Annotated in this window: 18 protein-coding genes and 1 pseudogene; 6 read left to right on the forward strand and 13 right to left on the reverse strand. The window is 68.6% G+C overall.

Features of this window, described 5'->3' with window-relative positions:
- Positions 1–445 precede the first annotated feature (445 nt).
- Positions 446–1993, reverse strand: a complete 1548-nt coding sequence (locus tag ACH2A7_RS11835) for a hypothetical protein (RefSeq protein ID WP_394962139.1) — start codon at positions 1991–1993, stop codon at positions 446–448.
- Between the two features lie 190 nt (positions 1994–2183).
- Between ACH2A7_RS11835 and ACH2A7_RS11840 the strand changes: the two genes are divergently transcribed.
- Together ACH2A7_RS11840 and ACH2A7_RS11845 are read left to right on the forward strand one after the other, a co-directional pair.
- The gene (locus ACH2A7_RS11840) at positions 2184–2603 is read left to right on the forward strand and encodes a GtrA family protein (RefSeq protein WP_394962140.1); all 420 of its coding nucleotides are present in this window, start codon (positions 2184–2186) and stop codon (positions 2601–2603) included.
- A 12-nt stretch (positions 2604–2615) separates the two neighbouring features.
- Positions 2616–3341 carry a histidine phosphatase family protein gene (locus ACH2A7_RS11845; RefSeq protein ID WP_394962141.1) on the forward strand — a complete coding sequence of 242 codons (726 nt, stop codon included), beginning with the start codon at positions 2616–2618 and terminating at the stop codon, positions 3339–3341.
- A 124-nt stretch (positions 3342–3465) separates the two neighbouring features.
- Here the strand turns inward: ACH2A7_RS11845 and ACH2A7_RS11850 are convergent.
- Positions 3466–4050, reverse strand: a pseudogene (locus ACH2A7_RS11850) (YitT family protein); the annotation flags it as partial.
- Positions 4047–4481 carry a MarR family winged helix-turn-helix transcriptional regulator gene (locus ACH2A7_RS11855; RefSeq protein WP_394962142.1) on the reverse strand — a complete coding sequence of 145 codons (435 nt, stop codon included), beginning with the start codon at positions 4479–4481 and terminating at the stop codon, positions 4047–4049. The pseudogene ACH2A7_RS11850 and the gene ACH2A7_RS11855, both read right to left, overlap by 4 nt.
- 292 nt (positions 4482–4773) lie before the next feature.
- On the opposite strand from ACH2A7_RS11855, the gene ACH2A7_RS11860 reads away from it, so the two are divergent.
- Entirely contained in the window at positions 4774–5883 is a 1110-nt protein-coding gene (locus tag ACH2A7_RS11860) for an endonuclease/exonuclease/phosphatase family protein (RefSeq protein ID WP_394962143.1), read from the forward strand.
- Positions 5884–6078: 195 nt separating this feature from the next.
- Positions 6079–6681, forward strand: coding sequence for a sugar O-acetyltransferase (locus tag ACH2A7_RS11865; RefSeq protein ID WP_394962144.1), 603 nt, complete (start codon positions 6079–6081; stop codon positions 6679–6681).
- A gap of 143 nt (positions 6682–6824) precedes the next feature.
- Here ACH2A7_RS11865 and ACH2A7_RS11870 read toward each other — a convergent pair whose 3' ends face one another.
- The gene (locus ACH2A7_RS11870) at positions 6825–9977 is read right to left on the reverse strand and encodes a LamG-like jellyroll fold domain-containing protein (protein ID WP_394962145.1); all 3153 of its coding nucleotides are present in this window, start codon (positions 9975–9977) and stop codon (positions 6825–6827) included.
- A gap of 9 nt (positions 9978–9986) precedes the next feature.
- Positions 9987–11579 carry a hypothetical protein gene (locus tag ACH2A7_RS11875; protein ID WP_394962146.1) on the reverse strand — a complete coding sequence of 531 codons (1593 nt, stop codon included), beginning with the start codon at positions 11577–11579 and terminating at the stop codon, positions 9987–9989.
- Between the two features lie 189 nt (positions 11580–11768).
- Here ACH2A7_RS11875 and ACH2A7_RS11880 point away from each other — a divergent pair, with 189 nt between their 5' ends.
- Together ACH2A7_RS11880 and ACH2A7_RS11885 are read left to right on the forward strand one after the other, a co-directional pair.
- The gene (locus tag ACH2A7_RS11880; protein WP_394962147.1) at positions 11769–12758 is read left to right on the forward strand and encodes a linear amide C-N hydrolase; all 990 of its coding nucleotides are present in this window, start codon (positions 11769–11771) and stop codon (positions 12756–12758) included.
- A 54-nt stretch (positions 12759–12812) separates the two neighbouring features.
- On the forward strand, positions 12813–14567 hold the full coding sequence (locus ACH2A7_RS11885; RefSeq protein ID WP_394962148.1) for a glycoside hydrolase family 2 protein: 1755 nt from the start codon (positions 12813–12815) through the stop codon (positions 14565–14567).
- 67 nt (positions 14568–14634) lie between these two features.
- On the opposite strand, the gene ACH2A7_RS11890 is transcribed toward ACH2A7_RS11885, so the two are convergent.
- The 8 genes from ACH2A7_RS11890 to ACH2A7_RS11925 form a co-directional block, all read right to left on the reverse strand.
- Positions 14635–15282, reverse strand: coding sequence for a potassium channel family protein (locus ACH2A7_RS11890; RefSeq protein WP_394962149.1), 648 nt, complete (start codon positions 15280–15282; stop codon positions 14635–14637).
- Between the two features lie 15 nt (positions 15283–15297).
- Positions 15298–16629 carry a TrkH family potassium uptake protein gene (locus tag ACH2A7_RS11895; protein ID WP_394962150.1) on the reverse strand — a complete coding sequence of 444 codons (1332 nt, stop codon included), beginning with the start codon at positions 16627–16629 and terminating at the stop codon, positions 15298–15300.
- A 127-nt stretch (positions 16630–16756) separates the two neighbouring features.
- Positions 16757–17806 (reverse strand): galactose ABC transporter substrate-binding protein, encoded by a 1050-nt coding sequence (locus ACH2A7_RS11900; protein WP_394962151.1) that lies wholly within the window; start codon positions 17804–17806, stop codon positions 16757–16759.
- Positions 17763–18686, reverse strand: coding sequence for a substrate-binding domain-containing protein (locus tag ACH2A7_RS11905; protein ID WP_394962152.1), 924 nt, complete (start codon positions 18684–18686; stop codon positions 17763–17765). Before ACH2A7_RS11905 ends, ACH2A7_RS11900 begins: the two co-directional genes overlap by 44 nt.
- On the reverse strand, positions 18683–20500 hold the full coding sequence (locus tag ACH2A7_RS11910) for a histidine kinase (protein ID WP_394962153.1): 1818 nt from the start codon (positions 20498–20500) through the stop codon (positions 18683–18685). The genes ACH2A7_RS11905 and ACH2A7_RS11910 overlap by 4 nt, the downstream gene beginning before the upstream one ends.
- Before the next feature lie 34 nt (positions 20501–20534).
- Positions 20535–22139, reverse strand: coding sequence for a response regulator (locus ACH2A7_RS11915; protein WP_394962154.1), 1605 nt, complete (start codon positions 22137–22139; stop codon positions 20535–20537).
- 98 nt (positions 22140–22237) lie between these two features.
- Positions 22238–23302: a galactose/methyl galactoside ABC transporter permease MglC gene (locus tag ACH2A7_RS11920; RefSeq protein WP_394962155.1), complete on the reverse strand. Its 1065-nt coding sequence runs from the start codon at positions 23300–23302 to the stop codon at positions 22238–22240.
- An 18-nt stretch (positions 23303–23320) separates the two neighbouring features.
- The gene (locus tag ACH2A7_RS11925) at positions 23321–24820 is read right to left on the reverse strand and encodes a sugar ABC transporter ATP-binding protein (protein WP_394962156.1); all 1500 of its coding nucleotides are present in this window, start codon (positions 24818–24820) and stop codon (positions 23321–23323) included.
- Positions 24821–24915 lie beyond the last annotated feature (95 nt).

Genomic DNA, 24915 nt, shown 5'->3' on the forward strand with positions numbered 1-24915 from the left:
AGCCGGGAGCATAGCGCCGTTTGTTGTCAGCAGCCCGTTTCACGGTCTGCGTGTAGTTCCTTGTAAACTGACCTAAAGTAATGTTTTCATAATGCTATCCTCCAATATTGGCTCTGTTAAGAAGAAAAACTCCCGCCTAATTCCTGTTAGGAATCAGACGGGAGTTTCGTATGCACCCGAAAACCGTCAGCTAACAGTTGATAAGTGATTTAGCTCCTTATCACTGTTAAGCCAAGGCTTTGCGGGATCTTTTCTGCTGTTTGTCTTCTGTTCTGCGCAAGGCCGGCGGCACCGCCGGGAACGGCGCAAAGGCCTGCCGGCTGCCGGGCACAGCGGCGCGGGCCGGGCGCTCTTCAAAAACGCCCACCGGGCGGACTGCGTTTTACACTTCCGCTTCCTCGCCCCGGGAGGGGGCGCGCAGAGCGGCCGGCCTGCCGCGGCGGGGTCACGGGGTTTGATCGGTCCCGGCCCGCCCGCGGAACAAAGCGGCCGCGGCGGCAACGCCGGCGGCCGTGCAGGGGAGCATCAGCAGGTAGTACGGGAAGATGTACCGGGCCTTGGCCTCCCACAGCACCGAGAACAGAAAGCCGCCCAGCACGGCCACCAGCGGCAGGTAATTCTCCAGGGGGAGGCGCTTTTTCAGCCCCGCCGCGAGAAACGCCAGCACCCCGCCGTAGGCCACCAGCTGATAAATGTTGGTGTAGGCGGTGAGATACTCGTTTCCCCTGCCCTCATAGATGCTCTGCACCAGCTGCGGCTGCTCGCCCACGAACAGGTTGTTCATCACGAGGCACTGGTACATGGGCGCGTTCCACTGGGAAAAGATCTTCCGGTAGTAAAAATCCGCCGCGTAGGCGGGGTCCTGCCGGCAGCGGACGGCAAAGGCGATCAGATCCCGCTTGGCCGTCTCGGAGGCAAGCTTCGGGTCAAACCCGCAGTTCTGATAGACGCTGCCGTTATAGCCGTTGTACCAGCCGGCGTTCACCGACTCGTCGTTGGTGCCCATGGCGATATACAGGATTGCGGGCATGGACTTGCTGTTGTCGGGGATCTTGTCGTGGTAGAGCAGCGCCATCAGCGTCGTGGGGGTGAGCATGGCCAGCAGCAGCGCCAGGGCGGCCAGCAGGCGGCCCCGGGTGGCGCCGCGCAGCAGTTTGATCGCCATGACGATGGCCAGCGCGATCAGCACGATCATCACATTGGTGCGCAGCAGCAGGGCCGCGGAGGTGAAGAGATACAGCCCGGCCACATAGCGGCGCGCGGGGGACCTGATGCACTCCAGGCACATCCAGACCGCCGCCATGGCAAAGGCGGTGGAGCTGGATTCGCCATAGACGAAGGCGGTGTAGACGTACATGGGCGCGCAGAAAAGCGCCAGCAGCAGGTACAGGAACCCCGCTTCCCGCTGCCCGCCGCTGATCAGCGCCACCACGCGGAAACCCGCGTAGACCAGAAGCCCGGTGGTCAGCGCGTTGAACAGCTGGAACGCCTGCCAGTTTTCCAGTTCAAAGAAGGAGGACACCAGCACGAACACCCGCAGCACGCTGATAATCCCCAGCTGCTGCTGGCAGGGCCCCACATAGCCGCTCTGCTGCAGGCCGCTGAAATCGCCGGCATTGAACCGCTCGGCCTGCTTGACGATCTGGCTCTGGTCCGCCTGGGGGGCCGTTTTGGAGGCCAGCACCCACAGCACCGCGACGCAGACGGAGACCGCCGCCGCGGCCAGGGCCAGGCGGTTCATATCCACCCGGGGCGCCGCTTTTCGGAACAGCCGGGCCGCCAGGATCATGCCGGCCGCGGCGACCGCGAAGAAGAACAGGTTGCCGGCAAGGGAGTCCCGCTCAAAATAGACAGCCTCGCTCATCAGGTCACGGTTGACCCAGGAGGAGGTGAAGCTGTTGAAAAACAAAACGGAAAACAGCGCCAGGCACACAAAGCACAGCGCGTACCCGCAATACTGCTCCGCTTTTTGGAACACCAACGATTTCCCCATGGGAATGACGACCCCCGATACCACACGTTTTCCTCTATTATAGCAAAAAACGCCGCCGGTCCATATGTTTTTTTGCAAACGCCGCCCGGGCCCTGCGCCCGGCGCTTGCTTTTTTGCCCCGCCGGGTGGTATAGTAATCAGTGGCCGGCCCCGTTCCGGGCCGGCCTTTTTTCGAAAGGAGCTCTTTCCCATGCGCATTGCCGCGGCGGCCCGCGGGGCCGCTCCCGGGCGGCCCTTCGCCCGGTTCGCCCTCTCCTCCCTCTTTGCCGCCGGGGTGGACCTGGCCGCCTTTGAACTGCTCTGCCGCCTGCTGGAGGGCACGGCGGGCGAGAACGCCGCCATCCTGGCGGCCACCTGCCTGGCCCGGGCGGCCTCCGCCCTGGTGAACCACGTCGTCAATTACGCCCTTGTGTTCCACAGTCACGCCGCCCGCGGGCGGGCCACCGGCCTGTACGCCCTCATCACCGTGGGCAAGACGCTGTGCAGCGCCCTGCTGGTGGCCGGCGCCGCCGCCCTCCTGCCCGCCCTGCCCCGGCTGGGGGCCAAGATCGGGGCGGATGTGCTGCTGTTTTTCGTCAACTATCTGCTGCAAAAAGCCTTTGTCTATTGAAAGGAGCCCGCCATGAAACTGCTCATCGCACGCCACGCCGACCCGGACTACTCCATCGACTCCCTGACCGAGGTGGGCTGGAAGGAGGCCGCCCTGCTGGCCGACCGGATCAGCCGGCTGGAGGTGGCCGCCTTCTACGTCTCGCCCCTGGGGCGGGCGAAGGACACCGCCTCCCTGACCCTGCAGAAGATGGGGCGCACCGCCGTGGAGTGCCCCTGGCTGCGGGAGTTCGACGCGCCCATCCGCAAGCCCGGGGCGGCGGAGGACTCGATCCCCTGGGACTGGATGCCCGCCGACTGGACCGCCGAGCCCCGCTTTTTTGACCGCCGCGCCTGGGCCGATGTGCCGGTGATGGACGCGGGCGGCGTAGGGGAAAAGTACCGGGCGGTGACCGGCGCGCTGGACGAGCTGCTGGCGGCCCACGGCTACCGGCGGCAGGGCGAGATCTACCGGGCCGAGCGCCCCAACACCGACACGGTGGTGCTGTTCTGCCACTTCGGGGTGGAGTGCGTGCTGCTGAGCCATCTGCTGGGCCTCTCCCCCCTGGTGCTGTGGCAGGGCGCCTGCGCCGCACCCTCCTCCCTGACCACCCTCATCACCGAGGAGCGCCGCCAGGGCGAGGCCTGCTTCCGGATGGGGGCCTTCGGCGACACCTCCCACCTCTACGCCGGGGGCCGCGAGCCCTCCTTTGCCGGCCGCTTCTGCGAGATGTACTCCCTCGCCGACCAGCGGCACTGACCCGCCCCGCAACAAAAAAGGAGCGCCCCGGGCGGGGCGCTCCTTTTTTTGTGCATCCCTTCAGAGCGCAGGCCCGCAGGGCCTCCACCGGCTTTTGGAACCGGCGGGTGAGCAGGCCCACCAGCACCGCGGCGGCCACGGTGCCCTCCCGCACCCCCTCCACCCGGCCCAGGAACACCAGGCCGATGGCCACCGACAGGCAGACCAGGGTCACGTCAAAGGCCACCTTCATGCTGCCGAACCGCACCGGCAGCACCTGGCAGACGGCCAGCACCACCCCTTCGCCGGCGGTGGTGACCAGCCCCGCCGCCACCTCCACGCTGACCCCCAGCGCCACCAGCAGGATGCCCGCGGCGCACAGCAGCCACTGGAGGGCGTAGCCCCCTGCCGGCAGCGGCGCCAGCACCAGCGTACCCAGGTCGATCATGGAGCCGAAGAGCACCGCCGCCGGGATCTGCAGCAGCTGGAACCACTGGTAGCGCCGGCGCAGAATGAGGATCTGCATGGCCACAAAGATGCAGTTCATGATGATGGTGGTGGTGCTCACCGACAGCCCCGAGGTGAGGCCGGTGACATAGGGCACGCTGGAGATGGGCGAGGTGCCCAGGCTGGCCTTGATGGAAAAGGCCACCCCAAAGGCCATGATCACCAGCCCCGCCGCCAGCATGAGGCACCGCGCCGCCAGATGTTTGTTGTTTCCTTCCTTCATTCTCTCTTCCCCGTTTCTTTCTGCTCCACCGCCCGGCAGGCCTTTTGCAGCAGCGCCAGAAGCGACGCCATCTCCTGCTCCGTCAGGGCGGCCGCCGCCGGGGCCTCCGCCTGCCGGAACACCTCCTCCATGGCCGCCGCCGCCCGCCGGCCCGCATCGGTGAGGCAGACCCGCACCGCCCGCCGGTCCTCCGGCGGCCGCCGCCGGCAAACAAGGCCCGCCTTTTCCATCCGCAGCAGGATGCCCCCCACGGTGGCCGGCTCGATCAGGCAGTGGGCCGCGATGGTCTTCTGGTCCGCCTCGCCCGCCGTGCGCAGAAAATCCAGCACCTTGGGCTGGCCGGCGCTCAGGCCCATCTCCCCCGCCCGGGCCATCACCCGGCGGGACACCCCCGCGTGGCAGCGCATCAGCAGATAATGCAGGCTCTCCATTTGATAAGCCTCCTTATAATAAGCATCCTTACTTTTTTAGTATAGTCCCTTTTTCGGGCGATGCAAGGGCCGTTTTGCCCAATGTTTTGCCGCCAGTGCCGGCCGGGCCTTGTGAAGTTTGCCGCGGCAGTGTATATATTGCATAATAAAACGGCTAAATCTTTATAATTTTTAAGTATTGCGCACACATCGTTTTTGCTGTATGATGATAAAACAGTGTTTGAGCGACAGAGAGCAGCACGAAACACGCCCTGTTTTGTGCTGCTCTTTTCTGCCGGAAAAGAGGTTTTACATGAAAAAGATCCTTCGCCGCGCCCTGCTGGCGCTGGCCGCCCTGGTGGGGGCGCTGGTGCTGGTGTTCGCGGGATATGTGGGCTACCTGCAGCTGCAATACTACCGCATCGAGGACGGCCTGGTCCTGGAGGTGGCGGACCCGCCGACGGAAACGCTGGCGGCCAACGAGGAATACACCGCCGTGACCTGCAACCTGGGCTTCGGGGCCTACGGGCCGGAGTACTCCTTCTTCATGGACACCGGCACCATGGCCGACGGCACCCCCACCCAGGGGCTGTACGGCAAGGCCCGCAGCCAGGAGGACGTGCTGGCCAACACCACCGCCGCGCTGGACGCCCTAAGCGAACTGGACGCCGACCTTCTGCTGCTGCAGGAGGTGGACTATGACTCCCACCGCAGCTGGTTTGTGGACCAGCGGCAGATGGCGCTGGACGCCTTCCCGGGCTACGGCTCCATCTGGGGCCAGAACTTCCACAGCGGGTATCTGGCCTACCCCCTCACCGACCACCACGGGGCGGTGAACGCGGGGCTGCTCACCCTCACCCGCTGGGCCGCCACCGAGGGGGTGCGCCGCAGCTACCCGGTGGACGAGAGCTTCTTTGTGAAATTCACCGACCTGGACCGCTGCTTCACCGTGCTGTACCTGCCGGTGGAGGGCGCCGAGGGGCAGCTGGCCCTCATCCACAGCCACATGTCCGCCTACGACGAGGGGGGCGCCGTGCGGGCGCGGCAGCTGGAGCTGCTGTGCTCGGTGATGGAAGAGGAGTATGAAAAGGGCAACTATGTCATCGTGGGGGGCGACTTCAACCACGCCCTCTACGGCACCGAGCACGCCTTCGCCAGCCAGCAGCAGTTCCCCGGCTGGGTGCAGACCCTCACCGACGCCGACCTGCCGGAGCACTTCGCCTTTGTGGAGGCGGACAACGGCTTTGCGGTGCCCACCTGCCGCGGGGCGGACATCCCCTACACCCCGGGGGTGAACTACACCACCGTGGTGGACGGCTTCATCGTGTCGGACAACGTGACCGCCGCCGCCGAGAACATCGACGCGGACTTTGCCTTCAGCGACCACAACCCGGTGGCCCTCACCTTCCGGCTGGCGGCCTGAAGCCCCGCAAACACGCCATTCTTTCTCTCCCCACGGGAAGGGCCCGGCGCGCACAGCGCGTCGGGCCCTTCCCCCTGCCTGCGCCCTTTTTTCCGCCGTCCGCTTGCAAAGGAGGCCGCCGGAGCCTATAATCGTACCGGAAGGCGGCCCCGCAAGCGGCGGGCCGCCGGCCCATCCCACAAAGGAGCGTTTTGCATGGAACACAGCGAACTTTTGGCCATTCTGAAGGGCCAGGCCCCCTACGCGGGGCAGAACCGGAACCTGCCCGGCGGCTGGAAAACCGCCGCGGCGCGGCTGTGCCGGGAGTACAACCTCACCCTGCCCGACGAGGCGGACCGGCGCCGGCAGCTGCTGGAACAGCTGCTGGGCAGCTGCCACCCGCTGACCTTCATCGAGCCGGACTTCCACTGCGACTACGGCTTCAACATCCACACCCACGGGCTGACGGTGATCAACTACAACTGCACCATCCTGGACACCTCCCCCGTGCAGATCGGGGCGGGGGCCTTCATCGCGCCGGGGGTGTGCCTCGCCTGCGCGGGCCACGCCATCGACCCGGCCCAGCGCGGCGAGGGCATCGGCACCAGCGCCCCCATCACCCTGGAGGAGGACGTGTGGATCGGCGCAAACGCGGTGGTCTGCGGCGGTGTAACCATCGGCAGGGGGTCGGTGATCGGCGCGGGCAGCGTGGTCACCCGGTCCATCCCCGCGGGGGTGGTGGCCGCCGGCGTGCCCTGCCGGGTGCTGCGGCCGGTGGGCCCCGGCGACCGGCTGGCCCCGGACCAGCTGGCCTTTTGAACCAGACACAGAAAGGGGCCCCGGCGCGGGGCCCCTTTTGTATGCTGTTTTCCGCGCCTTTCGGCCGGGATATGCCATCCGGGTGAAAAGGCGGAGCGCCCGGCTCCGCCTTTTCACTTTTTTGCGGCCGCGGCGGGGCGGTTTCACTCCCCCGCTTCCAGCGCCAGTCGGTCCAGTTCCAGGGCCAGCTGCCGGGCCGCGGCCAGGTCGGGCGCCCACACCTCGAACACCTGGGCGCGGCGGCAGAAGAGCACGGTGCCCTCGCCGATCACCACGCACGCCTCCCCCGCCGTCACGCCCGCCGGGGGCGGGACGGCGGCCACGGCCCGCTGGGCCTCCGGCCCCGGCGCCCGGGCAGCCCGGGGCTCCGGCAGGGCGGCGGGCGGCTGCAGCGCCTCCTGGGCCGCCTCCCGGAACGCGTCCACCCGGAAGGCCGGGCCGTAGGCAAAGACGCACTCCCAGCCGGTGGCCACCAGCCGCTCCCGGTAGAAGTTTTTGGTGTAGGCCACGTCCACCGGCACGTTCACCCGCCAGTCGCCGGTCTCGCAGGGGGGCATATCCAGGGGCAGCAGCGGCGTTTTGCTCACAGCGCCGCTCTCGCTGCCCGGCCAGGGCCCGCCGTCCACCTGCAGGCAGGCGTCGTAGATGCGGGTGTCCGCCGCGATGGCCGCGGTGGTCACGTTGAACATATGGTAGCTGAACCCCCGCTGGCCGCTGGACTCAAAGGGGTAGTGCCAGCCGTCGTCGCCGATGGCGATGATCTGGTTGCAGTTGAAGCCCATGCTGGCCGGGCTCACGAACTGGTGGATGTACACCATCTGCCCCACCAGCGCGCAGCCGGCGCAGACGATGTGGGCGCAGTCGGCGCAGTTGAGCGCCTTGCCCTGCCCCGGCAGATCGGCCAGCAGGGCCTGCAGCCGCAGGGTGTGCACCGCGAAGTTGCAGTAGTGGCAGGCGCCCCGTTCGCTGTCGTAGACAAAGCCGCTGGCGTTCAGCCGCCGGGTCATCCACTGCCGCCAGTCCGCCGGCTGGCCGCCCTGGGGCAGGAAGAAATCCAGCAGGGCGGTGTCCACATAGGCCGGCGCCGCCGGGTCGTAGGCCGCGCCCGCCCCCAGCTGCCAGGGGGCCGCCGGCGCGGCGGGCAGCAGGTAGAGGGTGGCCTTCGCGTTGGCCCGGCTGCCGCCGGCGCAGATCTGCCAGACGTGGTCATGGCGGACAAAGCCCAGCCCCTGCAGGCCGGCGGCGCTGTAGGGCACCGACACGGTCCTGGTCTCGCCGGGCTGCACCGTGAAGGTGGCGGAGACGGCGTCGCCCAGCCGCTTTTCCGCCGAGATGTCCCACAGCTTGAGTTCCCCCGTCCAGGCCGTCTTTGCCGCGGCGGGCAGCTGCACCCGCACGCTCACCGCGGGGCTGGTCAGACGGCCGGGCACCAGCACGGCGCAGCTTTCGGCCAGGGGCCAGTCCATCGAGGCGGGCTTGTTCACCCCGCCCTGATGAAAGTAGATGCCGCCCTTTTCCGGGCTGCCCCCGTCGCACCAGCAAATGCCCAGCAGCGAGAGGTCGGTGGGCTGCTCTTTGTCGTCCGGGCGCTCGCGCTCCCCCTCCTCCAAGGCGGCGGCCACCCCGCCCAGCACCACCGCCGCCGCGGCCACCGAGCAGGCGACGGGGTGCTGCTGCACAAAGGACACCGCCGCGCCGAAGAGGCCGTAGGTGGCGGTCTCGGCGGCGGCCGCCGCCGCCGGCGGGCCCTGGAGGATGATAGCTGCCCCCTCCGAGCCCCGATAGGTGAGCAGCGGCTCCAGCTCCGCGGCTCCCCTCGCCGTGGGGGCGGGGCTCTCGCTGCGAATGTACTGGCGCGCCCCCTTAAAATTCCGCCGCACCACCTCCGGCGCGTAGGCGGCGCGGGGCGGGCCGTCGGCGGCGGTGGCGGGCAGCCCCGCCAGGCCGCTGCAGAACAGCTGCGCGCACCGCTCCATCTGTTCCAGGCACCAGCGGTCCAGGTCGCTCATGGCCTCCCACTGGGGGGAGACGGCCTCGGGCAGGCGGACGCTGACCCCAATGGGGGTGGTCCGGGGGGTGATGTCGGCGGCCAGGCAGAACCCGCTGCCGCCGATCCAGGCCAGGGGCACCCCGTTCATGCCCTCCGGCGCGCCGTTCCAGTCCAGCAGCAGCAGGCTGACCAGGCCCGGCGCGTAGAAGAAGGGCGGGTCGTCGGCGTAGGCCGCGATCTGCTGCGCCGTGAGGGCGCTGTCAAACTCGGCGGTGTAGGCCAGATAGCCCTCGAAGGAACGGCCGAACTCCGGTGCGTCCCCCTCCGGCGCGCCCGCCAGCAGACGGGTGCGCCCGCCCGCGCAGGGGAAGGCCCCGCCGCCGGCGGCCGCCCCGTCCAGATAGAGGCTGGCCCGGGCGCCGTCGAACACCACCGCCGCGTCCTGCCACAGCTGGGGCAGCAGGGTCTTTGAGAAGGCCAGCTCCCCCGCCCCGCCCACCAACAGCAGCCGGAAGGTGTTGTTCTCCTGGGGCTCCAGTTCCAGGGCGTAGAGCAGCTGGTCCTCCTGGCGGGCCTCGTAGACCCGGCAGCGGGTCTGGCCGTGGCCGGGGGGCTGGGGCCACAGCTTCACCAGCAGGGTGTGGGCCGCCGGCAGCGCGCTGCCCGGCTCGCAGGCGCACTGCCGCCAGCCGTTGAACCGGGTGCAGGCGGTGAAGACCCCGCAGCCCGCCCCCTCCCCCTCGGCCCAGAGGGGCAGGTGGTTCGCGCTCACGTCCTTGTACTGGGCGCTCTCGCAGTCGCCGCAGAACACGCAGTCGGCGTCCGGCGCGGGCAGGACGGCGTTGGCGGCCAGGATCTCCCCATCCTCCAGCGCCCGCCGGCTCACCTGCAGGGCGGCAAAGCCGCCCATGAACTGCCGGCCGATGGCAAAATCCCCCGTGCAGGCCGCGGCGTCGGTGACGGTGGCGCGGGCCGCGGGCAGGCCCCCCACAAAGAGGGTGAGCTCCGCGCCCTGGCGGCGCACCGCCACCAGGGTGCGGGTGTGGCGGGCCAGCCGCCAGTCGCCGGAGACGGCCAGGTGGCCGAACCCCGCCCGGGTGAAGCTGACCACCCCGCCGGTGAGCCGCAGGGCAAAGCCCCCCTCCTGGGCGTAGAGCTCGCCGTCCAGGTCGTCGCCGGTGACCACCCACAAAAGCAGGGTGAAGTCCGCCCCGGCGGCCAGGGCCAGGTCGGGGATGTTCCGGTGGGCGTACCAGCCCACGCCGGTGGTGCGCAGCGCCCGGATGCTGTTTCGGTTGTGGTTCATCCCCTCACCTCACAGCCGGCCGGCGGCGAGGTCCGCCTCCAGCCGCTCCAGTTCCCGGACAGCCTCCTCGCTCACCGTCAGGCGGTCGTGCTCGTCGGCCCAGAGGCTGTCCAGCCGGTATGTCACCTCGTTGGTGCCGGACACCACGCCCCCCGCGAAGAAGCGGTCGCCCTCCTCCAGCTCCACGCCGTACACCGGCCGCGCCCAGGTCTCGGGGTAGCAGTAGACCACCGCCGAGGGGCCGGTGCGGGTGTCCAGCACCGAGCGGGAGTCAAGGTCGATGGTGGCCACAAAGCCGTTGGGGCTGCCGAAGGGGTGGTTGCGGGTGGCCCGCACCTCCATGCCGTTTTCCAGCCGCAGCAGATAGATGTTCTGCTCGGTGCCGGGCACCAGGCACTTCACCCTGGCGCGGCCGCCCCCCGGGGTGGCCACCAGCGTGCCGGGCTTCAGCTGCTCCACCGGGCAGCTGGTGCCGTCGGCCAGGTCCACCGGGGTGCCCTCCGCCAGGCAGCCCCAGTAGAGATGCATCTGGGGCGCCCGGTGGGTGTGGGGCTGGGAGAGCACCAGATCCGACAGCTTGCTGCTGATGAGCACCTCGTGAAGGGTGGCGTCCTCCTGGCAGCGGTAGCTGAAACTCAGGTCCAGGTCGTGCACCCGGTTGCCGTAGCGCACGCTGTCCGGGATCTGGTTGCGCCAGTTCCGCTCCAGCTGCCAGCCGATGGAGGCGCCGCCGTTCAGCGGAAAGGCCACCACCCCCGCGTCGCCCTGCCGGCCGTAGCCCACAGCCCCCAGGTAGATGACGCTGCCGTAGCCGGTGCAGTCCAGCGCCGCGCCGATGTCGGTGACGCTGCTCACATGGTAGCCGTCCTTCAGGTCCACCCGGCCGGTCATCTCCAGCAGCACCGTCTCCTCGCCGGTGGCGGGGTCGCGGGTCTCCTCGTAGTAGTAATCCAGATCGGCGGCCTGGCGGCCGTAGGCCACCGTCACCGGCCCGGACGGCGAGGAGCGCCGGTGGACGGGGTCGGTGAGCACGATGTTCTCCACCGGGTCCTCCGCGCCGGCGCTGCGGGAGGCGCTGCTGGAGACGGCCAGCATCGCCCGCAGGGTGTTGTCGGTGCCCGGCTGCCAGGTGGCCTGGAGCACCCCCTGGTAGAGTTTGCCCGCCGGCAGCGGGTCCAGCGGGGCGGACTGGATCTCGATCTCCCCGGCGCTTTTGCCGTTGAAAAAGCGGGCGTTGTGGGCCACCGGCACCCCGTCGGCGTAGATGTCCAGCGTGAGGTACAGCCGCTGGGCCGGCCCGGTGAGCAGCATGGTGCCCAGGGCGTAGGCGGTGCCGGAGGTCTGGTCGTAGCCCACGTCCAGCACCTTGGCCTTGTTCTGAAAGCCCTGGTCCGACGAGGCCCGGGGCGCGCCGGCGGCCGCTGCCGCCCCCAGCAGCCCCCACAGGCCGGGGTACCGCTCTTTCATGGCCCCCTCGCCCCCGAACTGGCGGGTCACCCGGGCCCGGTCCTCCGGCCGGGTCAGGTCCAGCTCCCGGCCGGCAAAGATCCCCGGCTCCACGCCGCCCCACAGGTCCTCCACAGTCTGCCGTGTCGTTTCCATCTTTCCTGCTCCTTTCCGCTTTGCTGCTTTTCCCGGCCGCCGCCGGGGCTTCTGGTTGTATCATAGCACGGCGGAGGGTGTCCCACAACGGCGAAAACGGTCGAACGGGGCCATTTTTGCGCCGGGTGTTTGACCGGGCGGCAAAGGGGTGTATACTGAAGGCAGAACAAAAACAAGGAGGAACGCCCCATGTGCACCAGCATCGCCTTTTTTGATCAAAACCTCTTCGGCCGCAACCTGGACCTGGAGGTCTCCTTCGGGCAGCGGGTGGTCATCGCGCCCCGCCGCCTGGCCTTCCCCTTCGCCCACCGGCCCGCCCTGGCCGACCACTACGCCGTCGTGGGCATGGCCAGTGTGGCGGGCGGGCTGCCCCTTTTCGCCGAGGGGCTGAACGAGAAGGGCCTGTACATGGCGGGGCTGAATTTCCCGGGCAACGCCCACTACTTTGCCGACCAGGGGGCCGACCCCGCGCACCTGGCCCCCCACGAACTGTTGTGGCTGGTGCTGGGCAGCTGCGCAACCCTCGCCCAGGCCCGGGCGCTGCTGGAGACGGTGCGGGTGACGGCCATCCCCTTTTCGCCGAGGCTGCCGCTGGCGCCGCTGCACTGGCACATCGCCGACGGCACCGGCGCGCTGGTGGCCGAGCCCACCGCCGGGGGCCTGCGCCTTTACGAGGACGAGGCGGGGGTGCTCACCAACAACCCGCCCTTCCCCTTCCACCGCGCGAACCTGGCGAACTACATGGGCCTTTCCCCCCGCCAGCCGGAGAACCGCATGGCGCCGGGGCTGCCCCTCTCCTGCTACGGGCAGGGCATGGGGGCCATCGGCCTGCCGGGGGACGCCTCCCCCGCCTCCCGCTATGTGCGGGCGGTGTTCCTGAAGGAGAACGCCGCCTTCCCCGCCGCCCGCCCCGGGCAGGTGATGGAGTTCTTCCACGTCCTCGAAGGGGTGGCCATGGTGCGGGGCAGCGTGGTGACGCCGGAGGGCAAACTGGACGAGACCCTCTATTCCAGCTGCGCCGACGGCGAGGCTCTCACCTACTACTGGCGCACCGCCGCCGCCAGCCGCGTCAGCGCGGTGAAGCTGACCGAAGAGGCCTGCGCCGGCGACCGGCTGCTGGCCCTGGCCCCCGAGGAGGAGCCCGCCTTCGCCTTTGCCCGGCCCGCGCCCCTGGCCTGAGGGGCGGGGCGTCCACACACAAAAGGCGGCCCTTCGGCCGCCGGGAGGTCTTGTATGAGAGAGACGCTGTTCACCGCCGACGGCGGGGCGCTGCCCGCCCTGCCCTGGCCGGACTATCCCCGCCCGCGGCTGCGGCGGCAAAGCTTTTTGAACCTGAACGGCCGCTGGCAGTTCGCGGCGCGCCCCACCGACGGGCTGCCCGCCGGGTACGACCGGGAGATATTGGTGCCCTTCTGCCCCGAGAGCGCCCTGTCCGGCATCGTCGAGCACTTTGCCGAGGGGAGTTTTCTTTTCTACCGCCGCTCCTTTTCCCTGCCCGCCGGCTTCTGTGCCGGGCGGGTGCTGCTGCATGTGGACGGGGCGGATCAGACGGTGGACTGCTTTTTGAACGGGCAATGCCTGGGCGGCCACACCGGCGGCTACGAGGCAGCCCAGTTCGAGCTGACCAGCGCGCTGCGGGCGGGGGAAAACGAGCTGGTGCTGCGGGTCACCGACGACCTGCGCCCCCGCCGCCTGCCCTACGGCAAGCAGGTGCAAACACCCGGCGGCATGTGGTACACCCCCGTCTCCGGCCTGTGGCAGACGGTGTGGCTGGAGAGCGTGCCGGCCCGGTACATACGGCGGGTGGATTTTTGCTGCACGCTGGAGGAGGCGGTGCTGGACGTGGGGGACGAGAGCCTTTCCGGCACCGTGACGGTGGCCGGCCCGGAGGGCCCCTTCATCGCGCCGCTGGAAGGGGGCCGGGCGGTGCTGCGGCCGGCAAACCCCCGCCCCTGGAGCCCGGAGGACCCCTTCCTCTACCCGGTGACCATCCAGGCGGGCGAGGACCGGGTGGAGAGCTACTTTGCCCTGCGCACGCTGGAGATCAAAACGGCGGGCGGCCGCCCGCGGCTGTGCCTCAACGGCGCGCCCTACTACTTCCACGGGGTGCTGGACCAGGGCTACTGGAGCGACGGCATCTTCACCCCCGCCTCCCCCGCCGCCTATGAAGAGGACATCCTGGCCATGAAGGCCCTGGGGTTCAACACCCTGCGCAAGCACATCAAGGTGGAGCCGCCCCTCTTCTACTACGCCTGCGACCGGCTGGGCATGGCGGTGTTTCAGGACATGGTGAACAACGGGGATTACCGCTACCTGCGGGACACGGTGCTGCCCACCCTGGGCTTTCAGACCCGGCGCAGCGACAAAAAGATGCACCCCGACCCGGCGGCGCGGGCGGCCTTCCTCGCCGGGATGGGGGCCACGGTGGCGGCGCTGAAGGGCCACCCCTGCGTGGTGTACTGGACCATCTTCAACGAGGGCTGGGGCCAGTTCGACGCCACCGCCGCCTATCAAAAACTGCGCGCGCTGGACCAAAGCCGCTTCATCGACTCCACCTCCGGCTGGTTTAGGGGCGGCGAGACGGACGTGGACAGCCGCCACGTCTACTTCGGGCCCTGGAGGCTGAAAGCGGGGGCAAAGCCCCTGGTGCTCACCGAGTTCGGGGGGCTGACCCTGGCGGTGGAGGGGCACCTGCAGTGCCCCGGCCGCAGCTACGGCTACGGCGCCTGCAAAAGCCCGGAGGAACTGGAGCGGCGGGTGCTGGCCCTCTACGAACAGCGGGTGCTGCCCCTGGCGGAAAAGGGCCTGTGCGCCGATGTCTACACCCAGCTGTCCGACGTGGAGGAGGAGGTGAACGGCCTGCTCACCGCCGACCGCAAGGTGTGCAAGCTGCCCACCGAGGCCATGGCGGCGCTGGCGGCGCGCCTTGCCGCGGCGTTCCGGGCCTCCTGCGGCGAGGAGGCGCGGCAGGCCGCGCCCGCCCTGTAACGCCCCGCACGCGAAAAAGCGGCCCGCCCCGGCAAACCGGGGCGGGCCGCTTTTTGTTCTGGTTTTTTCACATCCGGAAGCACTTTTTCAGCGCCCGGTACTCCCCCAGCGCCAGCAGGGTGCCCCCCGCGGGCAGCACGGTGTAGGGGGTGATCTGGGCGTCCACGGCGCCGTCCTGCTTCACGGCCAGCAGGTTGATGTTGTGCATCCGGCGCACGTTGATGTCGCCCACCGTCTTGCCCACCCACTCGGGGGGCACCTCCACCTCCACGATGGCGTTGTCGGCGTCCAGTTCGATGTAGTCCAGCAGGTGATCGGAGCCGAAGCGCACCGCCGCCCACTTGGCCAGCTGCTTTTCGGGATAGAGCACCTCGTCCGCCCCGTTGCGCAGCAAAAACTTGGCCTGCACGTCCCGCTCGGCCCGGGACACCACCTTCTTCGCCCCCAGCTCCTTGAGCAGGGAGGTGGTCTCCAGCGAGCCCTGGAAGTCGTTGCTGATGGTGACAAAGCAGACGTCGAAGTTGTTCACCCCGAGCTCCTGCAGAAATTCGCCGTTGGTGCTGTCGCCGATCTGGGCGTTGGTGACGATGTTCAGCACCGCGTTCACCTTTTCCTCGTCCTCGTCCACCGCCATGACCTGATGGCCCTGGGCGTTGAGCTGCATGGCCAGGTGCCGGCCGAAGCGGCCCAGGCCGATGAGCAGAAAGGATTTCATCGTTTGCTGCCTCCTTTAACCGATGGTGATGCGCTCCTGAGGGAGCTTGCTGCCGGTTTTGGCCGCGCCGGACAGCGCCGCGTAGATCAGGGTCAGGCCGCCCACCCGGCCCATGAACATCAAAAAGATCAGCACCGCCCGGGACAGGCCCCCCAGGGTGGGGGTGAGCCCCAGCGAGAGGCCCACCGTGCCCACCGCCGAGGCGGTCTCGAACAGGCAGGCGGAGAGGGGCAGGCTTTCCACCGAGCTGATGACAAAGCCCCCGACGAAGAACAGGGTGACATACAGCAGCAGGATGGCCGCCGCGTCGCAGGCGGCCTTGACGCTGATGCGCCGGCCGAAAAAGCGGCCCTCGTCCCGCCGCTTGAACACGGCGATGGCGTTGGCGAAGAGCACCGCCACGGTGGTGGTCTTCATGCCGCCGGCGGTGGAGCCGGGCGAGCCGCCGATGAGCATGAGCACGATGGTGAGGGCCAGGCCCAGGTCGCTGAGGGCCACAAGGTCGGCGGTGTTGAAGCCCGCCGTGCGGGGGGTGACCGACTGGAACAGGCTCATCCACACCCGCTCGCCCAGGGGCAGGGCAGAGAACTCGTCGAAGAAGAACCACACCGCCGGCAGCACGATGAGCACCGCCGTGGTGGCCAGGATCACCTTGCTCTGCATCCGGTAGCGGTGGATGTGCAGCCGGTTGGTGCACACGTCGTCCCAGGTGAGGAAGCCGATGCCGCCCACCACGATCAGCGCCATGATGACGCTGTTCACCAGCGGGTCGGCCCGGTAGGCGGTGAGGGAGGCGTACTCCGCCCCGGGGGCGCCCAGCAGGTCGAAGCCGGCGTTGCAGAAGGCGCTGACCGAGTGGAACACCGCCATCCACACCCCTTTGAGGCCGAAGTCCCGGCAGAACGCGGGCGCCAGAAGAACGGCCCCCACCGCCTCCACCAGGAACACCGCCCGCAAAATAAAGCCGGTGAGCCGCACGATGCCCCCCATCTTGGGGGCGGCCATGGCCTCCTGCATGGTGCCACGCTGCATCAGCGAGATGCGCCGGCCCGCCAGCAGGGCGATGGCCGAGGCCACGGTGACCACCCCCAGGCCCCCCACCTGGATGAGCAGCAGGATGACACCCTGGCCGAAGTACGACCAGTAGGTCGCGGTGTCCTGCACCACCAGGCCGGTGACGCACACCGCCGAGGTGGCGGTGAAGAGGGTCTGGTCAAAGGGGGTGACCCGGCCGCTCCAGGTGGCGAAGGGCAGCATCAGCAGCAGCGCCCCCGCCAGGATGGTGGCCGCGAAGAGCAGGATGATGATCTGAAAACTGGTCAGGCGCCGCAGGCGCGCGATATCCATGTAAAAGCCTCCGTTTTCGCGCCGGGCCGCCAGAGCCCGGACAGGGTCTTGTCTCCCAGTATACCCCATTGCACCGCCGTTGTGAAGGGGGTTTTTCACAAAATTTTTCGCCCCCCGCCGCGCCCCCTCAGGGGGTCTGCCGGGCCAGGTCCCGGGCGGTGATCGCCCGGTAGGGCAGCCAGACGTAGTGCCCGTCCACCAGGTCCACCGCGCCGGCGGGGTCGCTGCCGTCGGTGAGGGCCAGCGCCAGGTCCAGCATGGCCCGGGCGATGCCCGCGCCGTCGTTGCGCACGGTGCCGTACAGTTTGCCCGTCTCCACCGCCTCCAGCGCCGGGGCGGTGGCGTCCACCCCCACCACCAGGGGCAGCGGCTCCCCCGCCTGCTCAAAGGCGTCGATGGCCCCCAGGGCCATGTCGTCGTTGTTGGCGAACACCACCTCGATGGCCGCCGCGCCGGGGTCTTCCAGCCACTGCTGGGCCTTGGCCATCGCCTGCCCCCGCTTCCAGTTGGCGGTGTCGCTGGCCAGCTTTTCCACCGCCACCCCCGCGTCGGTGAGGGCTTTCACCGCGTATTCGGTGCGCAGCATGGCGTCCTGGTGGCCGGGCTCGCCCTCCAGCATCACATACTGCAGCACCCCGTCGCCGTTGCGGTCGAGGCCGGGGTCGGCCTGCCAGGCCTCCAGCACCAGCTGCCCCTGCAGCACACCGCTCTCCTCCGCCTTCGCCCCCACATAATAGGCGTGCTCCCAGCGCAGCATGTCCTCCGCCACCGGCTGCCGGTTGAAGAAGATCAGCGGCACCCCGGCCTCCCGGGCCTTGTCGATGAGCACGGCGGCGGCGGTGCGGTCCACGATGTTCACGCACAGCGCGTCGCACCCGCGGCCGATGAGGCTGTCGATCTGGTCCAGCTGGGTGGTCTGGTTCGAGCGCCCGTCCACCACCGACAGGTTGATGCGCATGCCCCGGGCCTGCTCCTCCTGGCGGGCCATCCGCTCCAGTTCCTGCGCGATGGTGGAGATGAAGGTGTCGTCCTGGGTGTAGAGGGCCACCCCCACCCGCAGCACGGGGGGTTCGCTCGCGCCGCCGCAGCCGACGGCCAGCGCCGCCAGCGCGGCGCACACCAGCGCCGCCGCCCTACGACGCCACCGGGAACAGAAGCTTTTGATTGTCCGGTTCATAGATGTCCTCCCCACGCAGGATGAAAAAGTCCAGCGGCTGCGGCTGCCAATCCTCGCCCCGGGCGGTGCGCACCGCCCCCTCCACCGCCAGGTACCCGGCGGCAAAATCGCTCCACACCCCGCTGGCCGCCAGGGTGCCCCGCTCCAGCGCCGCGGCGATGGGCCCGGTGGAGCCCACCCCGTAGAGGGCGGGCGAAAGGTCCAGTTTTTCCTTGGCGGCCGCGGCAGCCTCGGTGGCCGACGGCTCGAACAGCAGCACCGCGGCGGCCCGGGTGCCGCCCAGCGCCGCCTCCAGCTGGGCGCCGTCGCCCGAGGGGGAGAGGGTGGTCTCGGCCACCTGCACCCCCGCCGCCTCCAGCGCCTCGCGGGCGGCGGCCGCCCGCTCGCTCACCCCCTGGCCCGCGCCGGTGCGCACCAGCAGCACCTCGCCCGCCGGCCGGTCGGCCAGGGCCGCTTCGGCCAGGGCAGACCCCAGGGCGGCGTTGTCCGGGCTGACGGCGGCGTCCTTGCCGGCGGAATCCAGCAGCACCACCGGTGTGTTCAGGTCGGCGGGGGCGCGGCCCGCCGGGTCCACCACCAGCACGTCCGCCCCCCGCTCGGCCTCGTAGCGCATCAGCCGGGCCTGCTCGCCGGGGTCGTTGTCCGCGGTGGGGGTGATAAAGCGCACCTCCGCCCGCAGCTGGCCCGCCGCCTGCTCCATGCCCAGGCGGGCGTTGGCCCAGAGGGAGGCGTCGGCCTGGCGCAGGATCACCGACACCTCCACCGGCTCCTCCTGCCGGGCGAAGGGCAGCTGGGGCCAGGCCAGCGTCAGCACCACCGCCGCCCCCAGCGCCGTGAGCACCAGCAGCTGCAAAAAGGCGTTGGTTCTGTGTTTTTTCATGGCTCCTCCTCCTGTTGCAGCTTCGCCGCCTGCCCGGCGGTGAGGGCGGGCAGCCGGACGCGCACGGTGGTGCCCTCGTCCGGCTCGCTGAACACCGTGAGGCCGTAGCCCTCGCCGAAGGTGAGCCGGATGCGCCGGTGCACGTTGCGCACCCCGATGCCCGACCCGCTGGAGCGGGTCTGGGGGCGGTTTTCGTCCAGCAGATGCTCCGCCACCTCGGGGGGCATGCCGGTGCCGTTGTCGGCCACGTCGATCACCAGATCGTCCCCCTCACGCCGGGCGGTGACGGTGATGCGCCCGTCCTCCTCGCAGCCGGCCATGCCGTGATAGATGGCGTTCTCCAGCAGGGGCTGCACGATCAGCTTGAGGGTATAAAGGCCCTCGGTGCCCGCCTCGGCGGTGACGGTGGCGGTGAACTTGTCCTGGTAGCGGATCTGCTGGATGGTCATGTAGTGCCGCGCGTGCTCCAGCTCGTCCGCCAGGGGGATGAAGCTGCGCCCGCGGCTGAGGGCGATGCGGAACAGCCGCGCCAGCGAGGTGACCATCTGGATGGCCTCGTTGTAGCGGCCGGCCTCGGTCATCCAGATCACCGAGTCCAGGGTGTTGTACAAAAAGTGGGGGTTGATCTGGCTTTGCAGCACCTCCAGCTCGCTGCGGCGCTTGCGCTTTTCCTGCTGGATGATGTCGTCCATCAGGTGCCGCATGGTGGACACCATCGACGCGATGGAGTGGGCCAGCCGCCGCACCTCATAACAGCCCTCCTCCCGGATGTTCACCTGCTGCGCCCCCGCCTCCAGCTCCTTCACCGACTGCTCCAGCCGGCGGATGGGGTCGGCGATGCGGGCGGAGATGCGGAAGTTCAGAAAGGCCATCAGAAAGGCGGAGAACAGCAGCATGGACAGCCCGAACAAAAAGATGTAGCCCCCGTCGTCCGCCGCGCCGGTGCGGGGCACCACCCCCACCAGCTTCCAGCCGGTGTAGCCCACCGTCTTCACGGTGACCAGCCTTTTTTCGCCGTCGAAGGTCTCGGCGTGGGAGCCGTCGGGCAGGGCGGCGTTTGCCCGGTTGTTCTCGCTCTCCAGCCCCGCGTAGATCAGCTGCTGGCGGGGGTGATAGATGATCTCGCCGTCGGCGTCGGTGAGGTAGAGGTAGCCGCCGCCGGCCAGCTCCACGTCCCGGCAGACCTGCTCGATGCCGGAAAAGCCCATGTCCACCAGCAGAACGCCGCTGAAGGTGCTGCCCTCCCGCGTGAGCTGCACATACCGGCTCAGGGACACCACCCACCGGAAGCTGTCGTCCGGGTCGGCAAAGAGGCGCTGGATGTGGGGCGCGGAAAAATGCAGGTTCTCCATCTTGTCCAGCGCCGCCTGGTACCAGTCGGCCCGGGCGGGGTCCGCCCCCTCCTTGAGGGCGGTGAGGGGGGTGCCCGCCACCAGCGCGCCCTGGCCGTCGAACACCGCGATGGAGACCAGTTCGTCCCGGTTCTCCTCGTAGAGCAGTTCCATGCCCTCCTCCAGGCTGTCGGCGGCCAGGTCGGCGTTCTTGATGACCCGGTAGTACATGGTGTCGCTCACCCGCATCATCCGCCGCAGGTAGCTGTCCAGGTTCATGTTCACCTGGCCCAGCACCCGGACGGTGTTCTCCCGCACCAGCTGCTCGGTGCCGGCGGAGAAGCGCCAGACAAGGCTCAGGCCCATGAGCACCATGCCCGCCACCGCCGCGGCGGTGAAGGACAGGGAGATCACCATCTGGATGCTCATGGTGCGGTAGCGCCGGGAAAGGGACGCCGCCGCCCGGGCAAAGAGTTTTTTCACACAGGCTCTCCCCCTTCGTGGAAAACGGCCGCCCTCAGCCCGCACCCGCCCGGTACTTCGAGGGGGTCATGCCGAAGTGGCGCTTGAACACATAGCTGAAGTAGTTGGGGTCGGCGTAGCCGGCGCGCTGGGCGATGAGGTAGGTCTTTTCGTCGGTCTCCCGCAAAAGCCGCGCCGCCTCCTCCATCCGCCGCTCGGTGACGCAGGCGGTGAAGCTTTTGCCCGTCTGCCGCTTGAACAGGGTGGAAAAATAAGTGGGCGACAGGTGCAGGTGCTCGCACACCGCCTCCACCCCCAGCTCGCTCTCGGCGAAATGGTCGGCGATGTAGGCCATGGCCTCCTCCACCGTGCGGCCGGCGCTGTCGGTGCGGCGGCGGCCCAGCAGCTTTTGCAGCCGCCGGCAGCAGCCCGCCAGCCACTCCCCCAGCCGGTCCAGGCTGGCCAGCTGGGCCGCGGGCACCGCCCCGGCGAAGCCCGGCCCGAACACCTCCTCCACCTCCACGCCCCCCGCCCGGGCAAGCCGCACCAGGCTGGTGACGATCTCCAGCACATACAGCTGGAACTGGGCCGGCTGCAGCCTGCTGGCCCGCACCCGGTCCAGCAGGCGGTGGAGCGTGGCGTCCAGCTGGGCCTCGTCCCCCACCTTCACCGCCGCCGCCAGCGCCCGCTGGTCCTCGTCGTCCAGGGTCAGGCGCAGGCTGGAATCCGGCTCCAGGTCGCCGATGTACAGCGTCCTGCCCCCGCCCATCAGCAGGCGGTAGTCCAGGGCGGCCAGCGCCCCTTCCATGGACAGATGCACCTGCCCCGGGCCCTCGCACAGCTGCCCCAGGCCGATGGTCAGCCCCAGCCCCAGGCAGCTGGGGGCCAGGGCGCACAGCCGCTCCAGTTCGTCCAGCAGGCTGTAAAGCTGGTCCGCCCCCGTCAGCCCCGCCAGCAGCGCCACCCCGTCGCTGTACAGCAGCGCCCGCATCCAGCCGCCCTCCAGCGAAAAGTGCTCCTCCAGGAAGGTGCGCACCGACAAAAGCAGCAGTTCGTCCCGCTCGGCGCTCTGCCCGCCGGCGGGCAGGTCCATCTGCACCATCGCCGCCACCCAGGGCCCGCCGGGCAGGTCCAGTTCGTAGTGGGCCGCCCGCTCGGCCAGCTGGGCCGGGTCCATCCGGCCGCTGAGCATCCGGGCGAAAAACAGCTCCCGCAGCACCGGCAGGCTCTCCTCGTAGCGGCGGCGCAGCGCCTCCATGTCCCGCCGCTGCTGGCGCTGGGCCTCCAGCTGGGCCCGCAGGCCGGTGAGCACCTGCTCCAGTTCCCGGGCGTTGATGGGCTTCATGATGTACTCCGACACCCCCATGCTCACCGCCTGGCGGGCGTACTCAAAATCGTCGAAGCCGGAGAACACCACCAGCTTGGCCGCCGGCAGTTCCTTGCGCAGCCGCCGGCAGAGCTCCAGCCCGTCCATGAAGGGCATCTTGATGTCGGTGAGCACCACGTCCGGGCGCAGCTGCTCCGCCAGTTCCAGCGCCTCGGCCCCGTTCTCCGCCTGGGCGGCCAGTTCGAAGCCCAGCGACTCCCAGTGGATCTTGCGGCTGATGCCCTGGCGGATCTCCGCCTCGTCGTCGGCCAAAAGCACCCGATAGGTCTCCATAAAAGCCCTCCTTTTCCGTTTCAGTATACCATACCCGCCCGGCGTTGAAAACCACAAAGGGCGCCCCCGAAAGGGCGCCCCGTGTTTTGCGAAACCGCTTATTTCTTGACCAGGTATTTGCGCATGTCCAGCGCGCAGGCGAACAGGATGATGCCGCCCTTGATGGCGTACTGGAGGTTCTGGTCCATGCCCACCAGGGGCAGGGCCACGAAGATCAGGCGCAGCATGATGACGCCGATGATGATGCCGCTGACCTTGCCGATGCCGCCCACGAAGGACACGCCGCCGATGACGCAGGCGGCGATGGCGTCCAGTTCGTAGTTCACGCCGGTGTTGGCGGTGTTGGAGGCCACGCGGGCGCTCTCCACAAAGCCGGCCCAGCCGTACATGGCGCCCGCCAGGGCGAACACCATGATGGTGGTCATGAAGACGTTCACGCCGGAGACGCGGGCCGCCTCCTCATTGGCGCCTAGGGCGAACATGTTCTTGCCGAAGGTGGTCTTGTTCCAGATGAACCACATCAAGGCGCTGAGCAGCAGCGCGTAGATGACGTAGTTGGGGATCTGGATGCTGCCGCCGGCGAAGTTCAGCAGGGGCGGGTTGCCCACCACGAAGTTGCGGTAGCCGGCGTCCAGGCCGGAGATGGCCATGCCGTTGTTGTTGCCCATCTTGACGTAGAGCAGCAGCATGGTGTAGAGGATGAGCTGGGTGGCCAGGGTCACGATGAAGGGGTGCAGCTTGAACTTGGCCACGAAGAAGCCGTTGAAGGCGCCGATGGCCGCGCCCAGGGCCACCACGATCAGGATGACCAGGGGCACCGGCAGGGTGCCGATGGCGGGCCACATCTTGTTGGGGGCGTCCGCCGCCTGCAAAAGGCTGGCGGCCACGCAGGCGGTGATGCCCACGGCGCGGCCGGCGGACAGGTCGGTGCCGGTGAGCACGATGCAGCCGGCGATGCCCAGGGCCACCGGCAGATAGGCCGCCGTCAGGCTCAGCAGGTTCACCAGCGAGCGGGGGGCCAGGAAGGACGGCTCGGTCACCGCCACATACACCGCCACCGCCAGCATGATGATGATAAGGGCGTTGTTCAACAGGGCGTTGCCGATCTTTTTGGCGTCCAGACCCTTCGCCTTGTCGGCGAGGGCGGTGGAATTGGTATTCATCAATCGATTCCTCCTCGTTTACACATACTTGGCAGCCAGCGTGAGGATCTCCTCCTGGCTGGTGTTCGCCGCGTCCACCTCGCCTGCCACCTGCCCGCCGGACATGACCAGGATGCGGTCACACACGCCCAGCAGCTCGGGCATTTCGGAGGAGACCATGATGACGCCCTTGCCTTCTTTCGCAAGGTCGATGATCAGCTGGTAGATTTCGTACTTGGCGCCCACGTCGATGCCGCGGGTGGGCTCGTCCAGCAGGAGGATCTCGGGCTTGGTGAGCAGCCAGCGGCCGATGATGACCTTCTGCTGGTTGCCGCCGGAGAGCGACCGGATCTGGGTGCGCTGGCTGGGGGTCTTGATGTGCATGGCCTGGATGGACCAGTCGGTGTCGTCCCGCATCTTCTTGTCGCTCAGACAGAAGCCGCCCAGCAGATAGTCCTTCAGGCTGGAGATAACGGTGTTCTCCTTGATGTCCCGGATGCCGAAGATGCCGGTGGCCCGGCGCTCCTCGGTGAGCAGGGCGAAGCCGTTCTTGATGCTCTCACCGGGGGTGCGGTTGCGGATCTGTTTGCCGTGGAGGGTGATGGTGCCCCCCGCCCGGGTCATGGCGCCGAAGAGGTTCTCCAGCACCTCGGTGCGGCCCGAGCCGTCCAGCCCGGCGATGCCCAAAATCTCGCCCTTGCGCAGCTGGAAGGTGGCGTCCTTCAGGCGGGTGTACTTGCCGGAGATGTGCTGCACATCCAGGATCACCTCGCCGGGGGTGTTGGTCTTGGGCGGGAAGCGGTTGGTCAGTTCCCGGCCCACCATCAGGCGGATGATCTCGTCCATGGTCAGCTCCTTGGCCGGGCGGGTGGCCACCCAGGTGCCGTCCCGCATGATGGTCACGTCGTCGCTGATGCGCAGGATCTCCTCCATCTTGTGACTGATGTAGATGATGCCGCAGCCCTTTTCCCGCAGCATGTTGATGATGCGGAACAGGTGTTCCACCTCGGTCTCGGTGAGGGACGAGGTGGGCTCGTCAAAGACGATGATCTTGGAGTTGTAGGACACCGCCTTGGCGATCTCCACCATCTGCCGCTGGCTCACCGGCAGGGTGGACATGATGGCCTTGGGGTTCACGTTCACTTCCAGGGTGTCGAAGATCTCCTTGGTGCGCTTGGCCATCAGGCCCTCGCTCACCATGATGCCCGCCACCTTGGGGTAGCGGCCCAGCCACAGGTTGTCCTGCACGCTGCGGGTCAGGGCCTGGTTGAGCTCCTGGTGCACCATGGCCACGCCGTTTTCCAGCGCCTCTTTGGAGCTTTTGAAATTGACCTCCTTGCCGTCCAGCAGGATGGTGCCCGCGTCCTTGCGGTAGATGCCGAACAGGCACTTCATCAGGGTGGACTTGCCCGCCCCGTTCTCGCCCATCAGGGCGTGGACGGTGCCGGCGCGCACGGTGAGGTTGACGTTGTCCAGCGCCTTCACGCCGGGGAACTCTTTGCAGATGCCGCGCATCTCCAGCAGTGCCGGCTGCTCCATATTCTTCCTCCTCTCTGCGCGGAACGGCCCCGCGAAAGGCGGGCCCATTCCACGTCAGGCCGGGCGGGGCTGCCAGTGCAGCCCCGCCCGGCCGT

It is taken from the genome of Candidatus Allofournierella merdavium, assembly GCF_944382735.1.
In the GTDB taxonomy this organism is placed as follows: Bacteria; Bacillota; Clostridia; order Oscillospirales; family Ruminococcaceae; genus Allofournierella_A; species Allofournierella_A merdavium.